Source organism: Singulisphaera rosea (genome assembly GCF_054877945.1).
In genome coordinates, this window is the sequence record NZ_JBTYIP020000014.1 from 226911 (window position 1) to 242541 (window position 15631).

At 66.1% G+C, this 15631-nt stretch carries 10 protein-coding genes; 2 read left to right on the forward strand and 8 right to left on the reverse strand.

The window, feature by feature from the left end; genetic code table 11:
* Nucleotides 1-128: 128 nt before the first annotated feature.
* The 3 genes from ACYOEI_RS22985 to ACYOEI_RS22995 all read right to left on the reverse strand — a co-directional run bounded on the left by ACYOEI_RS22985 (nucleotide 129) and on the right by ACYOEI_RS22995 (nucleotide 7320).
* A complete protein-coding gene (locus ACYOEI_RS22985) occupies nucleotides 129-4274 on the reverse strand; it encodes a ThuA domain-containing protein (RefSeq protein WP_462851926.1) in 4146 nt (1381 codons plus the stop codon).
* Nucleotides 4275-4475: 201 nt separating this feature from the next.
* A complete protein-coding gene (locus tag ACYOEI_RS22990) occupies nucleotides 4476-5549 on the reverse strand; it encodes a DUF1559 family PulG-like putative transporter (RefSeq protein ID WP_462851927.1) in 1074 nt (357 codons plus the stop codon).
* 853 nt (nucleotides 5550-6402) lie between these two features.
* Nucleotides 6403-7320 carry an AraC family transcriptional regulator gene (locus ACYOEI_RS22995; RefSeq protein ID WP_462851928.1) on the reverse strand — a complete coding sequence of 306 codons (918 nt, stop codon included), beginning with the start codon at nucleotides 7318-7320 and terminating at the stop codon, nucleotides 6403-6405.
* Between the two features lie 227 nt (nucleotides 7321-7547).
* Between ACYOEI_RS22995 and ACYOEI_RS23000 the strand changes: the two genes are divergently transcribed.
* Nucleotides 7548-8297, forward strand: coding sequence for an SDR family oxidoreductase (locus ACYOEI_RS23000; RefSeq protein ID WP_462851929.1), 750 nt, complete (start codon nucleotides 7548-7550; stop codon nucleotides 8295-8297).
* Nucleotides 8298-8351: 54 nt separating this feature from the next.
* On the opposite strand, the gene ACYOEI_RS23005 is transcribed toward ACYOEI_RS23000, so the two are convergent.
* From ACYOEI_RS23005 to ACYOEI_RS23015, 3 genes are read right to left on the reverse strand one after another with little or no spacing between them, the layout of a single operon-like run.
* Nucleotides 8352-9176, reverse strand: a complete 825-nt coding sequence (locus tag ACYOEI_RS23005; protein WP_462851930.1) for a succinate dehydrogenase/fumarate reductase iron-sulfur subunit — start codon at nucleotides 9174-9176, stop codon at nucleotides 8352-8354.
* Entirely contained in the window at nucleotides 9177-11090 is a 1914-nt protein-coding gene (locus ACYOEI_RS23010) for a fumarate reductase/succinate dehydrogenase flavoprotein subunit (RefSeq protein ID WP_462851931.1), read from the reverse strand. It lies immediately after the preceding gene.
* A gap of 12 nt (nucleotides 11091-11102) precedes the next feature.
* Complete coding sequence (locus tag ACYOEI_RS23015) at nucleotides 11103-11807, reverse strand: succinate dehydrogenase cytochrome b subunit (protein WP_462851932.1); 705 nt, start codon at nucleotides 11805-11807, stop codon at nucleotides 11103-11105.
* A gap of 233 nt (nucleotides 11808-12040) precedes the next feature.
* Here ACYOEI_RS23015 and cynR point away from each other — a divergent pair, with 233 nt between their 5' ends.
* Nucleotides 12041-12922, forward strand: coding sequence for a transcriptional regulator CynR (gene cynR, locus ACYOEI_RS23020; RefSeq protein ID WP_462851933.1), 882 nt, complete (start codon nucleotides 12041-12043; stop codon nucleotides 12920-12922).
* A 188-nt stretch (nucleotides 12923-13110) separates the two neighbouring features.
* Here the strand turns inward: cynR and ACYOEI_RS23025 are convergent, their stop codons facing one another.
* Nucleotides 13111-15030 carry a CocE/NonD family hydrolase gene (locus ACYOEI_RS23025; RefSeq protein ID WP_462851934.1) on the reverse strand — a complete coding sequence of 640 codons (1920 nt, stop codon included), beginning with the start codon at nucleotides 15028-15030 and terminating at the stop codon, nucleotides 13111-13113.
* A 293-nt stretch (nucleotides 15031-15323) separates the two neighbouring features.
* A partial coding sequence (locus ACYOEI_RS23030; protein ID WP_462851936.1) for a hypothetical protein occupies nucleotides 15324-15631 on the reverse strand: 308 nt, incomplete at its 5' end.

Below are 15631 nucleotides of genomic sequence, written 5' to 3' on the forward strand. Positions count from 1 at the left end.
TTTAAGAAAATACCGGGTTTCAGGACTGGTTTCCCTCGGAGCTGCTCCCAAGACTCAAGGTGTCTTTGTGCCTTTGTGGTGAGTCTTCAACCCAGGAGGACTCGGCGGACGTCAGCCCGTGGAGGCCGTCAATCGACGAGTCGGGCACCTGGGGTGGCGAGTTCGTCGAGGCGTTCGGCCGGCTCGCCCGAGGCCCAGGCGATGCCTCGGAGGATGAGGATCCGGAAGAGGGGGTCGTCGAAGGTCCAGGTGTAGTGGCCGGGGATGCTCACGAAGACGCGTCCCTTGCCTGACTGTCGGGTCCAGATCAGGGGCTGGGGTTTGCCGTCTTCGACGCCCGTGCCGAGGATGTTGATACTGGACGGGTCGCCGGAGAGGTTCCAGTAGCTCTCGTCGACGAGGTTGAGGATCCCGAAGCCCTGGGTGATCGGGTGCGTCGAGCCTCGGAGGTCGAGCGCGAGCTTGCCGTGGCGGAACTTCGAGGCGCCTCCTTTCCAGGCGAGGCCGATGCGCTCGCTCAGGGCCTCGACGGCGTCGTGGCCGTCGACGGCGTAGTGGAGATAAACCAGGCCGCCGCCTCGGGCGAGGTAGCGGTCGAGCTCCTCGACTTTGGCCGAGGACCACGCCGGGTTGTTGGAGTAGAAGACGATGACGTCGGCTTCGGCGAATTGCTGCGGGGTCGGCCAGCCTTCGGCGGATGAGACGGTCACATTCTCGGCCAGCGGGAGGAGTGCCGACCATCGCTGTTGCCAGAGGGGGTAGTCGTGCTCGCCCGGGCCGTGGTCCTTGGGACCGCCGGCCAGGACGACGCGGAGGGCCTTCGAAGCGACGACGGGTCGGTCGCCTTTGACGACGGCCTCGACCTCGGCACGTCGCCGAGGCGGTGGCGCCGCGTCCCCTTCGACGGGGGCCGGACGCAGCGGCTCGGTCAGGAGGAAGGTGAGGAGGTCGCGGAGTTTCGCTTCGCCGAGGGTCGTGTCGAGGCCGGTGGGCATGATCGAGAGCGGGGAAGGGGACTGGGACTCGACGTCCGCCCGGTCTATCGGCGTCGAGACTCCGGTCCCTTCGCCCACGACGAGCCGATCGCCGTCGGATCGGATCGTCCCCTGGAGGACTCGGCCGTCCTTGAGCGCGATCGCGTGCGCGATGTAGTCGGGGTTGATGGCGACGCTCGGGGTCCGGATGTCGCGGAGGACCGACGCATAGTCGCGGTGGATCAGGTTCGAGAGGTCGGGGCCGATCCGGCCTCCTCGGCCTCGGACCTGGTGGCAGGTGGAGCAGCGGGCTTCGTTGCCGTAGAAAAGGGCGCGGCCTTTGGCCCAGTCTCCCCCCTTGAGCTCGGGGATCGTCCGCTCTTCGGCTGCGTCCGTCGCCTGGGCGGCCGAGGACCAGGGGAGCAGGAAGCGTCGGAGCGGGAACGCCCGCTCTCTCGTGTCTTCCTGCGTCGAATACGATAGGTTGAAAGTCGTCGACGGGCCCGTCTCGAGCACGACTTCGACCGGCGTCCATTCGCCGGCCTTCGGACTGGCCGCGAGCGTGATGCGCTGCGAGGTCGCGTCGACGGCCGTGCTCGCGAGCCGCCGGGTGGCGGTCGTGACCTCGAATCGCCGAGAGCCGGAGAAGACCAACTCCACGACCTCGTCGGGGAGTTGGGCGTCGACGGTCGAGCCCGGTTGGACGGCCGGGCGGAGCATCTTCTCGAGGTCGAGCTTGGTCCGGAGGGTCAGGCGGCCGGGCAGGGCGAGGGCCTGGCGGAACCGTTCGTGCTCCGCGCTCTTTGCGGTGAACTCGGCGGAGACGGCGAGGTTGAGGTGGGGGAGCCAACCGTCCCAACCCGCTTCGCCGGTTCCGGGACGCCAGGACGCCTCGACGCCGGTGAGGTCGTAGCCGAGGTCGATGGCCGGCGCTCCTGGTGCGGCGGGTTCCGCTCCCTCCTGGGTTCGGAGCGTGAGGGCGTAGGACGAGGCTTCGGGGTGTCGCGAGGTGGCCAGGACCAGGGTTCGCCGGTCGTCGGAGACCTGGGCCGAGAGGACCGGCAGCTCGAATCGGGGGGCCGCCATCTGCCGGCTCACGACGTCATAACCGGGGCGGAGCGACTCGAAGCGGTCGCCGGGGCGGACGGCCTTGCCGTACTCGATCGTCGTGCGCCGGGTCAGGTCACGGAGTCGGGCCGGGTCGAGGGGGCGGTCGAAGGCAACCCGGACTTCCTGCGGCCCGGCGGCCCAGGCGACGACCGGCTGCGGCTCGGCCCGGTCCGTGTACGTGATTTTGTACAGCCGCCCTTTGCCCGAAGGACCGCTCCCCCAGTCGGGCAGGCCGCCGTGGGTCGCGACGACCAGGTCGCCCCGAGGGGAGACGCACGCGTCGACGGTGAGCATGTTCAGACATGCCAGGATCTGGTTCTTCGCCACGTACCCGCTCGGCGACTTCGCCAGCTCGGTGCGATAGAGCTTGCCCCGGGAATAGCCGCTGACGATCGCGTCGTCGGCCCACCACTCGGGGCCGAAGGTCGGGCCGCCGTTGACGGGGGCGTTGAAGTTCAGGCCGCAGGTCGACTGGTGCTGCGGGCTGTAGTCGAAGACGCTCGGCTCGTCGATCACGCCGGGGAGGTGTCTCGGATGGCGAGGGGGGAAGCCGTAGTGACGCCCTTCCTGGATGTGCAGCAGCTCGTCGAACGGGTTCCCGTTGGGGAGCCAGGTCGCCCCTTCCTGGTCCGTCGCGAACAGGTCCCACGCGCGGTTGAAGGCGAGGGCGACCGGGAACCGGATGCCCGAGGCGACGACCGCGCGCGTCTTGAAGTCGGGAGAGACCCTGAGGATCGCGCCTCGGACCCCCTTCGGGTCGTAACGCGCCTGCCCCTCCTTGTCGATCAGGTAGGCGTTCGTGAAGTCCGTGGTGCCGAGGCCGAAATAGACGTGACCGTCGCGCCCGACCGCGACGCCGAGAGCGTCGACATTCGCGTGCGTGATCTTCCAGCCGTCCGCGACGACGACCTCGCGGTCGCCTCGGTCGTCGCCGTCGGTGTCGAGGATGAGGGACACCTTGCCCATGCAGGCCACGTACACACCAAGGCCGTGTGGGTCGCCGGGGGGAGTCGGGACCATGCCGATTGGGGCCTTCAACTCCCCCTGGTTCTCCCAGAAGACTTCGACCTTGTCCTCGAGTCCCGTCTCCTTCCCTCCCGAGAGCAGATAGATGTTCCCGTTATAGGCCATGGCGACGAGCTTGCCGTCGGCGCGGTACTTGATGGTGTTGATGTTCGGCAGGTCGACGGGGAGCGGCTTCGACGAGAATCCGGGGACCAGCATCCGCACGTCGGGCGGGTTCGTGTCGTAGACCAGACGCTTGCCCACGTCATGACGTTCGGGGGGCGTGATCGCCGGCCTCCGTTCGTAGCGGGCGGCCAGGTAGCGATCGACCTCGTGCCGCTCGTCGTCCGAGAGGACTCGGTCGTAGACCAGGATCTCGAGGATGTCGCCGTCGAAGAAGCCTCGGACGTTCGGCGGCCCCCCTTCATTGTTGTATCGCCGGGCCCCGACGGTCAGATGATCCCCGTAGAGGATCGTCTCGGTGCGATCACGCTGCCCAGCTTCCTTCCCCTCGAAGAAGACGCGGGTCCCGCCTGGGCCAGGGGTGGACGTGACCCCGATGCGACGAATCACGCCGAAGTCCGAAGGGGTTGTGATGAGGCTCGTTGCGCCCCCGAAGCCGTTCCCTTCGACGTTGAACGTCGCGAACCGCCGCGAGAAGGCGGGGCCGAAGTCGAGGTTCAGCCCGCTGACATAGTCGTTCTTCCCCGACTGGTTCAGCGCCAGGAGTCCGCGGAAGTCCCCCGAGTTGGTGAACGGGGCCGCCACGACGAAGATTGTCAGGTCGCGGGTGCTCCACCCCGGCTGAGACCATTCGAACGCGGCCTTGTCGCCGTCGAATCGGATCGCGCCGTCCTGGTAGACCGGTTGGGCTTCGGATTGCGACTGTGCCACATGTCGGCGCCGGCCCGAGGCGTCATACCAGACGTCGACCTTGTCGCCAGTATTCAGCGGGCCCTTGCCCAGGGCTTTCCTCGCGTCGAGGAGACGACCCGCGTCGAGCCAGAACGCCAGGCCTCTCGTGACCTTCAGGGCGGGCTCAGCCCAGGGTTCCCGACGCGACTCCGTCGGAGGCTCCTGGCCCTGAGTTGGGAGGGCGATCGTCGCGGTGATCCATGAAACGAAGAAGATCGCCAGGGCCCTGGAGTGCCCGGCGGCGACGGTTTTCGAGGGCGAGGTTCGCATGGCGATCGAGGCCGTCTCGGCGGCGTCCCTTTGTGAGTGACCATTGGCAACGCGTCGAGGACAAACCCGGTCGCCAGATCGGCGAGCCGGGTCGTGGACTCTCGTGTTTGCCGCGGCGAGGCGCTGCACGACGCCTTCCTGCATTCACGTCATGGCATAGGGGACGCTCGAGAGCAAGTCTTTGCCGAGAGTTGGAGTGGATCAGTACTGATCGGCCGAGAGGATCTCGCCGCGATTGAAGCTGATCAGCGCGGCGAATGCCGCGGCGCTCGCCGACCGCTTGACGAAATGGACCGAGCCGTCGGTGAAGATGTGGTTGGCGCCACCGGGATGGAAGGAGTAGACCTCGTTGTTGTTACTCCAATTCGTGTGGTCGTTCGACCCGTCGCCGTCGGTGAAGAACTCGCTGTCCGAGTCGGCCCAGCCGGCCCCGGAACCCACCACGGACCCGAAGCCCTGGTTCTGATTGTATCCCTGGATGAACGTCGCATCTCCCATGTTGCGCCCGTTGAGGTACAAGGCCGGGCGTCCCGCGTCCTCCGAGATCAGGATCGTGTTCGAGGTCCCGTCGGTCACGTCCGCGATCCGGCGTGCGACATTCCCCCTGAGGTTGCCGAGCACGTCCAACCCGTCGGGGTTCGCGACGTTGTTCTTCGCGAGCCAATTCGCCTGGATTCCCCCGTCGACGGCGTAATCGCCGGCCGCGAGCGTGACCTGCCAGGTCGTACCGTAGATGAGCTGGAACATCGTGTTGGTGTACGCCACGGTGCGATAAGACGTTGAGGACGGACAGTTCATGAAGTCGAGTTGCGTCCCGACCACCGTCGTGTTCGCCGGCGCCGCGAAGGCCTGCGAGAGGTTATACGTTTGGTACATCGGGGATTGATCGACAAACGGAAGAATGAGCGAGGTCCATGTCTGGACGTCTTTCACGGAACCACAGACTTCACCGATCTGGACCGGGCAGGGATTTTGGTAGTTCGGATTGGTCACGGGCAATGCGGTCAGGTCGGAGGATTGAAACGGCGGCTTGAGCAGATCGGTCGACATGGCGAAGCTCGGCGGGAAGTACTGGCGTGAGTTCTCGAAGTTGTGAAACGCCAGCCCGATCTGCTTCAGGTTGTTGATGCATCGGATCCGCCTCGCGGCCTCGCGGGCCGACTGCACGGCGGGCAAGAGGAGCGCGATCAGGACGGCGATAATCGCGATGACCACCAGCAGTTCGATCAGGGTGAAGCCCGCCCTCGGGCCCTGGGCGTTGGGATGACGAGGCATGGCGAACTCTCCATGTGGGGGACGACTCGGGCCGGCGAGGAACCGAAGTCCCCGCGAGGGATCCCGATCGGGGGATGGGTCGAGGAACAATCATGTCGACGATTGTTCGCAAGATGACATCGTTCGGCGGTCGTCGAATCGTTGCGATTCGAAGGGAGAGTTTCGAGTCGTCGGGGGAGAGCCTTCGGCTCCCGAGGAGCGTCCTGCCCCGGCTTAAGAAAGGGCCCAGTTCCCCGAAGAGACCGCGGGGACGGGATCGACAACGAGGAAATCATAAGAGAGATCACGGGCCATAAGCAAGACCTTGCTTGTCAGCAATCGGCCCGAATTTCTCCCCGAGTCGCGGCCCTCGGCCCTTGTTTTGTCGGCCATCATAAGGTGCAGGCGACCTTGCGAAATCCGAGAGATGGGCGAAATGCGTCAGATATGTTCGGATGGGAAGATTCTACAGACGCTGGACGGGTCGCCATTTCTAGCACGATTTGACAGGATCTTGTCATTGCGACGAGATCATTAACTCGAGTGTAGTCGTGATGTTCCGGAGAGGTGTCGGCGCCTTCGCGAGCCGGCCAGGGTGATCGGTGACGAAGCGAGAGGACGGTGGGGTTCGTGGCCGGGTCGAGGTCAAACGCCCCGAGTTGGCCACGAAGATGCGGTCGTTACAAACTCTGCAAGGTGTCGCGCGAGGGGGCCCTCACGGACACTTCGGGGCAAGAATTTTTTTGCGAGAGACTTTCGAGACACTCAGTTCCGGCGCGAGGCGTCCGAATTGGAGGGAGGGCGTCCGCCAGAGATTCACGTGAAAAATGTCACACGTGTGTCATTGCATAAGACTGATCGCTTGTGCCGGCGGTCATGCGTCGACGTGGGGCGAGACCATCCGAAGCCGGGCCATGTCGCGTCTCGGGGGTTCGCCGAAGCAGCGGCGGTATTCGCGGCTGAACTGGGAGGAGCTCTCGTAGCCGACCCGGTAGGCGGCCGCCGCGGCGTCCAGGCCCTCGCCGAGCATCAGTTTGCGGGCCTCCTGGAGCCGGAGCCGCTTCTGGTACTGGAGCGGGCTCATCGCCGTCACGGCCTTGAAGTGCTCGTGGAAGGCGGAGGGGCTCATGTGGACCTCGCGCGCAACCTCCTCGACGCGGAACGAGCGGGTGAAATTCCTCCGCAGCCACTCGATGGCCGTGGCGATCCGGCGGGACTGGCCGCCTTCGGAGGCGATCTGGCAGAGCCGAGGCCCTTGCTCGCCCATGAGCAGGCGATAAGAGATCTCGCGAAGGACCAAGGGGGCCACGACCGCGATGTCCCTCGGCTGATCCAGCAAGGCGAGGAGCCGGATGACCGCGTCCAGGAGCGGGAGATCGACCGCGCTGACGGCCAGGCCTCGCCTCTGGTCGGTGCCCTGGAGGTCGGGCGGCCCCACTTCGAGGAGGATCTCGCCGACCTGGGCGAGGTCCAGGTCGAGACGGAGGCTGAGGTACGGCTCCTCTTCCGAAGCCTCGATGACCTTCCCCACGATGGGGAGGCCGACCGAGACGAGGAGGAAGTGGGCCGGGTCGTAGGTGTAGATCTCGTCGGCGAGCATCACCCGTTTCCGGCCTCGGGCGACCACGCAGAGGGCGGGCTCGCAGATGTGCGTGACCGGCTCGGTGGGGGCCGTGGCCCGGCTCAGCGAGAGCGGGGCGATGGCCGTCCCGAACGGCCCGTCCTGGCCGGTGTGCCGCTCGATCAGCCTCGCGAGTTCTGCCAGCTTCTGCGTCGTCCCTTGATCGTCCATCGACCCCTCTCTCGCGTCCTCAAAAGGGTGCCCGTCGCGTGGCGAGTCTCCACGTTATCGTAGTCGCTTCCCGACGCCAAGGCCACGGGGATTCGTCCGGCCTCTGGAGGATTGAGCAAGTTTTCCCGAGGATCGGAATAACGGAATGGCCCTTCGGCATCTACAATCCCCCGTGAGTGCGGAGTGGGTCCGCCAAGGTCTTCGGACGACTCGCGGAGGATTGGACAATGTCGGAGTGGGCTGAGAAGGTCGAGGGGAAGGTCGTCGTCGTCACCGGGGCCAGCAGCGGGATCGGCGAGGCCACGGCACGCCGGTTGGCGGCCGCCGGCGCCAAGGTCGTGCTGGGGGCGCGTCGCCTCGACCGCCTCGAAACGATCGTCGCCGAGATCCAGGCGGCCGGGGGGCAGGCCCTGGCGTATGCGGTCGACGTGACGAAACACGAGCAGGTCCGGGCGCTCGTGGCCGCCGCGGTCGAGCACTTCGGCCGGATCGACGTGATGGTCAACAACGCCGGCTACATGCCCCTGTCGCCGCTCGACGCCGACAAGGTCGACGAGTGGGACCGGACCATCGACGTCAACATCAAGGGGGTGCTCTACGGGATCTCAGCCGCCTTGCCGAGGTTCCGTGCCCAGGGGAGCGGGCACATGATCAACGTCTCGTCCGTGGCCGGGCACATCGTCTTCCCGGGCGCGGCGGTCTACTGCGGCACCAAGTACGCCGTCCGGGCCATCTCCGAAGGGTTCCGCCAGGAGGCCGGCCCGAACATTCGGAGCACCATCATCAGCCCAGGCGCTGTTGAGAGCGAACTGGCCACCCACATCACCGACGGCCCCACCGCCGAGGCGGTGAAGGCCTTCACGACCCTGGCGATCCCCGCCGAGGCGATCGCCCAGGCCGTCCTCTACGCCATCCAGCAGCCCCCGACGGTCGACATCAACGAGATCCTCGTCCGGCCGACCGCCCAGCCTCTGTGATACCTCTCCTGAAACCCGGTGTTGAAGAAAACACCGGGTTTCGGAGAGCGGGGCTTACGAGTCGGACCCGCCGGACGGCGGCTTGGGGCGGCCGAAGAGGCTGGCGCGGATGTAGTCGCGGTTGAGGCGTGAGATGAACTCGATGGAGATGGCCTTGGGGCAGGCCGCCTCGCATTCGGCGTGGTTGGAGCAGGTGCCGAAGCCTTCGGCGTCCATCTGGTCGACCATGGCGAGTGCCCGACGATTGCGCTCGGGCTTGCCCTGGGGCAGGAGGTTCAGGTGCGACGCCTTGGCGGCGACGAAGAGCATGGCCGAGGCGTTCGGGCAGGCGGCGACGCAGGCGCCGCAGCCGATGCAGGCGGCCGCGTCCATGGCGAGGTCGGCGGTGTCCTTGGGGATCGGGTGGATGTTCGCCTCGGGGGCGTTCCCGGTCCGGACCGTGACGAAGCCGCCGGCCGCGATGATCCGGTCGAAGGACCCTCGGTCGACCATCAGGTCCCGGAGGACCGGGAATGACGACGCGCGCCAGGGCTCGATCGTCAGGACGTCGCCGTCGTGGAAGCTCCGGACGTGGAGCTGGCACGAGGTTGTGGCGCGCCTCGGGCCGTGCGGGGAGCCGTTGATCACGACGCCGCACTGGCCGCAGATCCCTTCTCGACAGTCGTGGTCGAAAGCGATCGGCTCTTCGCCCTTCTCGATCAGGCGCTCGTTCACGACGTCGAGCATCTCGAGGAACGACATGTCGGTGCTGATGCCGGGGGCTTCGTACGTGACGAACTTCCCCTCGGCCTGCCGGTTCTTCTGCCGCCAGACGCGGAGGGTCAGGTTGATCGTCGTCTCGCCGTCCGCGACATGGCTCGCCGCAACGTTTGCATTCATTTATTTGTAACTCCGTGTCTGGAGCGCGACGTTCTCGAAGACGAGCGGCTCGACGTGGCGGACGGGGCGGCTCCCCTCGCCGGTGTATTCCCAGGCCGCGACGTGGCAGAAATGCTCGTCGTCGCGGGCGGCCTCGCCGTCGGGGGACTGGAATTCCTCGCGGAAGTGGGCGCCGCAGGATTCTTTGCGCTCGAGGGCGTCGAGGCAGAGGAGCTCTCCGAGCTCGAGGAAGTCGGCCACGCGGCCGGCCTTCTCGAGCGACTGGTTCACGCCGTCGCCGTCGCCGAGGACGCTGACGTCCTCCCAGAACTCCTGCCGGAGCTCGGGGATCTTCCGCAGGGCCTCTCGCAGGCCCGCCTCGGTCCGGGCCATCCCGCAGTATTCCCAGAGGATCTTGCCGAGGGCGCGGTGGAAGGTGTCGACCGTCCGCTTCCCCTTGATCCCCAGGAGCTTGTTGAGGCGGCCGGTGACCTTCGCCTCGGCGTCCCGGAACGCGGGGTGGTCGGTGGTGACCTTCGTCGGCGCCTTCGACGCGAGGTAGTTGCCGATCGTGTAGGGGATGATGAAGTAGCCGTCCGACAACCCTTGCATCAAGGCGCTGGCACCGAGCCGGTTGGCGCCGTGGTCGGAGAAGTTCGCCTCGCCGAGGACGAACAGTCCGGGGACGGTGCTCATCAGGTTGTAGTCGACCCAGAGCCCCCCCATGACGTAGTGGATCGCCGGGTAGATCCGCATCGGGACCTTGTACGGGTCTTCGTCCGTGATCCGCTCATACATCTCGATGAGGTTGCCGTAGCGTTCGCGGATCGTGTCGGTGCCGAGCCGCTTGATCGCGTCGGCGAAGTCGAGGTAGACCCCCAGGCCGCTCTTGCCGACGCCTCGGCCCTCGTCGCAGACCTCCTTCGCGGCGCGGGACGCGATGTCGCGCGGGGAGAGGTTGCCGAAGCTCGGGTACTTCCGCTCGAGATAGTAGTCGCGCTCGTTCTCGGGGATCTGCCCGGGTGGTCGGCGATCTCCCTTCTCCTTCGGCACCCAGATCCGGCCGTCGTTGCGGAGCGACTCGGACATGAGCGTGAGCTTGCTCTGGTGGTCGCCCGTGACGGGGATGCACGTCGGGTGGATCTGCGTGTAGCAGGGGTTGCCGAAGGCGGCCCCTTGCTTGTGGGCCCGCCAGGAGGCGGTGACGTTGGACCCCTTGGCGTACGTCGCGAGGTAGAAGGCCGTGCCGTATCCGCCGCTGGCCAGGATCACCGCGTCGGCGGCATATGACTCGATCTCGCCCGAGATCAGGTCGCGGGTCACGATCCCGCGGGCGTCGCCGTCGACGACGACCAGTTCCTGCATCTCGTGCCGGGTGAACATCGAGACGGTGCCGAGGCCCACCTGCCGCTCGAGCGCCTGGTAGGCCCCGAGCAGGAGCTGCTGGCCCGTCTGTCCCCTGGCGTAGAAGGTCCGCGAGACCTGCGCCCCGCCGAACGACCGGTTCGCGAGCGAGCCGCCGTATTCCCGAGCAAACGGGACGCCTTGGGCCACGCACTGGTCGATCACGTTGACCGAGACCTCGGCGAGGCGGTGGACGTTGGCCTCTCGGGAGCGGAAGTCTCCGCCCTTGATCGTGTCGTAGAACAGCCGGCGGACGCTGTCGCCGTCGTTCTGGTAGTTCTTCGCCGAGTTGATGCCGCCCTGCGCGGCGATCGAGTGCGCGCGCCTCGGGCTATCCTGGAAGCAGAAACAGGCGACCCGGTAGCCGAGCTCGGCGAGACTGGCCGCCGCCGAGGCGCCGGCGAGGCCCGACCCGACGACGATGACGGAGTATTTCCGCTTGTTCGCCGGGTTGACCAGCTTCATCTCGAACTTGTGCCGCGACCACTTCTGCTCGAGCGGTCCGGGCGGGACGTTCGACTTCAATTCCACGGCGGTTCTCCCCTACTTGACGAAGCCGAACACGATCGCCAACGGGACGATGGCGAAGCCCAGGACAACCACGAGCGTGAACACGGTCGCGAACCGCCGCCCGGCCGAGTGGTACCTCGGCTGCGCACCGCCGAGGGTCTGGGTCAAGCTCCAGATTCCGTGCCAGAGGTGGAACCCGAGCATCACCATCGCGAGCACGTAGACCGCCGCCACCGGGACGACCCGCAGGCCGGTGACGAGGTTCTGGTAGACCGACCCTTCGTGGTAGTCGGGGTGGACCGTCCCGGTCGTGAGGTGGAGGAGGTGGAAGATGATGAACGCGAGCAGGAGCGGCCCCGTCAGTCGCATCGACCTCGAGGCGAAGCTCGACTGCCGGTGCGTCGCCTCGCGCCCGGCGTTCGAACGCGCCTTCTGGTTCATCCGGGTGAGGACGATGTAGGCCCAGATGTGCAGGCCCACCGACCCGAGCAGCACCAGGCGCGCCGTCCAGAGCAGGGCGGGCTCCTTGTGCAGGAGCTTGGAGTACTCGTCGATCGACTCCCGGCCCTGGAAGATCTGGAGGTTCCCCGCCATGTGGCCGAGCACGAACCCCGAGAGGACGACGCCTGTGACGGCCATGATCAGCTTGAGGCCGATCGAGGATCGCAGGACCCTCGCCAGGTGGGACCGGCGCACCGGCTCCGCATTCGAACTTGGTCTGGTCGCAACCGCGCTCATGGGCTTTCCCCGATGTGTTGGGGGCGTGGACTTCGCCGTCGCTCGGAAGGGGGGGTGGGCATGTCGAGACGCGTCGGCCGCCGATCGGACTCCCTCATGGAGACCCGCCGGCCCTCTTGACGCCTCTCGGTCTGTCCTCCGATATCCGGAAGTGTAAGAGACTCGCTTTGATTGGTCCAATACTTTGTTATTATCGGTTCGATAGTTATTGCCTATCGATCGAGGGTCCGGCCTTGGAACTCCGACACCTCCGCTATTTCGTGGCGGTGGCCGACAGCTTGCACTTCACCCGGGCGGCCGAGGGGCTGAACGTCTCGCAGCCGACGCTCTCGCTCCAGATCCAGGAGCTCGAGCGGGAGTTGGGGTCGCCCCTATTCGACCGGATCGGGCGATCGGTGCGACTGACCGAGGCGGGGGTCGTCTTCCGCCGGCACGCCTTGCGGGCGATCCGCGAGGTCGAGGCGGGGCAGGGGGAGGTGGCCGACCTGTTGGGCCTGCGCCGGGGGACCTTGCGGGTCGGCGTCACCCATTCCTTCAGCACGGCGTTCATCCCCAAGGCCGTCGCGGGGTTCCGGGGGCATCATCCGGGCGTCGGGGTGGTGATCCAGAAGACGAGCGGACGCGCCATCGAGCACGGGCTCGTCGCCGGGGCCCTCGACCTGGGCATCGCCTTCGCACCCCCGGAGGCGCCCGAGGTTGTTGCCGAAACGTTGTTCGAAGAAGAGGTCGTGCTGATCACGTCGCAAGGCCACCGGCTCGCGGGTCGTGCGAGGGTGACGCTCGCCGAGCTCGCTCAGGTCCCCCTCGTCCTCCCCAGCCGCGAGTTCGCCACCCGACGGCTGATCGACGACCGGATGCTCGAGGCCCAGGTCCAGCCCGACATCGTCGTCGAGATGAACGACATCGACTCCCTGCTCGAGATCGTCCGTCTCGGCACGGGCGCCACCGTCCTCTCCCGCAGGGCGGTGACCGACGACCGAGACTTGGCGATCGTCCGGATCATCCGCCCCAAGATGGCCCGGACCGCCGCCTTGCTCTGGCCCCGCGAAGGCTACCGGACCGCCGCCTCGCTCGCGTTTGCGCAGGTGATCCGGGAGCTCGCCGAGTTGAAATGACGGGATTTGGTTGGGACTTCACCACAAAGACACAACGTGTTCCGAAACCCGGTTTTTGCTTAAAAACCGGGTTTCTGGCGCATTTGACGTCGACAACCCCTCTCGGGACGTCGCCGTGTACCCCCGCAGAAACCCGGTTTTCAAGAAAAACCGGGTTTCATGATTGGTGAAGAGCCCGCGCCATGGTGTCACTTCGGGATGATCGGCAGGACGACGGACGAGGCATACGCCCCGCCGTGGTAGACGGTGTTGTCGGCGGGGACCATCCGTCGGTGCTCGCTCAGGGGGTCCCCGGTGTTCGGGTTGACGTCGAACCGGGGGAAGTTGCTGCTGGAGACATCCAGGCGGATCCGGTGCCCCTTCTTGAAGACGTTCGACGTGGGGTAGAGCGTGATCGTCGCCTTATATGGGGCACGGCCGGGGTTGGGGCCGGGCTTCATCAAGACTTGCTGGTCCAGCGAGTCGCGATAGCGCATCCGGAGGATGGAGTCGCCGATGTTCAGGTCGAACCCGAGCGGGTAGTCGGGGTTCGGGGGGATCTCGTCGACCAGCTTCGCGGTGAAGTCGGTGTCGGGGGCGGTCGAGTCGACGAGGAGGGTCATGGTCACGGTGCCGGTGACCTCGACATCTTCGGCGAGCGGCTCGGTCCGGAAGACGAGGACATCTCGGCGCTCGGAAAGAGGGAGGCGATCCTCGGCGGCGTGGGTGTCGTCTCGAGGGCGCTGGTCGAAGCCGCCGGCGGCCATCAGCCCCGCGTTCGACGAGATGTTGCCGCCGATGGTCGGGACGGGGTGTCGGGGGTCGAAGGTGAACGTCGTCGCCGGCCGGGCGTCGTGTTCGGAGGTCGCGGCGTCGGGTCGTGTCGTCGAGAGGGTGCCGTCGCCGTGCAGGAAGTACGTCGTGGGCTGGGCCCGGGCGATCGGCCAGGCCTTCTCCGCTCGCCAGGATCCGCCGTGCATCAGCCGGCCGGCGGATGACTTGCGGTCGTCGCCCGTCCCCATGACGTAGATCATGACCGGCAGGTCTTCGTCGACGCCGTTCGACCGTCCCTTGAGCCAGTGGTCATACCACCGGAGCCGCCAGGCGAGCAGGTTGACCCCGGCGTCGGGGGTGAACTCGACCTCGCCGGCGACGTTCGAGTTCTGCCCGCCGTGGGTCCAGGGGCCGATGACCAGCCGCTGCGGCGATCGCTTGGCCTTCGAGAGTGCTTCGTAGTTCATCCCGACCTGTCGCGTCCACGAGTCGTACCAGCCCGTGATGTGCAGGACGGGGACGTCGGCGTAGTCGTCGACATGGTCGACGACCGACATCCCCTTGATCTTCCAGAAGGGGGACTCGGGCCCGCTCCGCATCGCCTCGACGAGCCACGACTCATATTCGGGCACGACCTTCAAGGGGGTCGTCCCGCGGCGGACGGGGAGGTTGTCGACGTGCTGTCGGATGCGTTCGCCGTTCGCCGTCAACGCCCGCTTCAGGGCCGGGTCGGCGAGGGCGGCTCGGCTGTTGGCCGCCCCCGTGCTGAAGATCCAGTTCATGAACCGCAGCTCGAACGCGCCGCCGTGCCGCATCCCGCTGACCCCGCAGTTCGACACCGAGTCGATCGGGACCATGGTCGTCAAGTGCGGAGGATTCATCTCGGCCAACGCATGCTGCGTACCGCCGGGGTAGCTCGTACCGAATGTCCCGACCTTGCCGTCGGACCACGGTTGTTTCGCGATCCACTCGACCACGTCGTAACCGTCGAGCGGGTCGTCGGCGATCAGTCGCCAGGTCCCTTCGCTCGCATACCGGCCCCGGACGTCGTTCGCCACGACGTTGTAACCCCGGGCGGCATAGAATCGTCCGTCCCCCTCGACGGCGTTCTTGTCATAGGGGGTTCGCGTCAAGAGCGTCGGGAAACGTCCGTCGAGCGGCTTTCCGTCTTTCGCCGGCCGGTAGACGTCTGCCGCCAGCTTTGTCCCATCTCGGACGTTGATGATGACGTTCTTCTCGGCGACGACGCCGAATTCCCCGGCCCTGGGCTCGACCTTCGGCGGCTGGGCCCGGAGCGTCGTCGTCGCGAGCAAGACGATGCCGAGTGTGGCGGCCAGGGCAGTCCGAAATCTCACTCTGTCGATCATGGCGGGCGGTCCCAAGGCCATCGAACGGTCATCCGAACCGGCGTCTCCCGATTGTCGGCACCCCCGCGCCGAATGCAATGCCCCCGGCTCCCCTCTTCTCACGAGCCGAGCGGATCAAAGGTCGAGCGGTTCGCGCCTGTTGGGCCTGTGGAAGCACGACATGTTGGCGTGGTAGAATTCATCTCGAGGGCTCGTCTTTCTTAACAATGGCCGACCATCGAGCCAGGATCCGCCACAGGTGGGGCCAAGAATTTTTTAGCCACGGAGGAAACACGGATAAATCAAGGGGATGGAAAATTTGTCAACAAATTACAAATATTGACATAGATTGAAAATTTGATATCACTCGCCAAATTCTTGAATGGATTCTCTGCGTCTATCTGCGTTATCTGTTGATCGTCCTCTTTCTTCGTCTTATCCGTGTTTCCTCCGTGGCTAAAAAATGAGTTTCGACTTCCATCCAACCTATGTTCCGCACATCCGCCCTTCATTTTCTCTGAATTTCTTTCGCCTGTACTCGCGATCGGTGCACTCAACGAAGACTCGCCGTGCCAGCCTTCGGCGGGCGCTGTCCCTATGGACCGTGGCT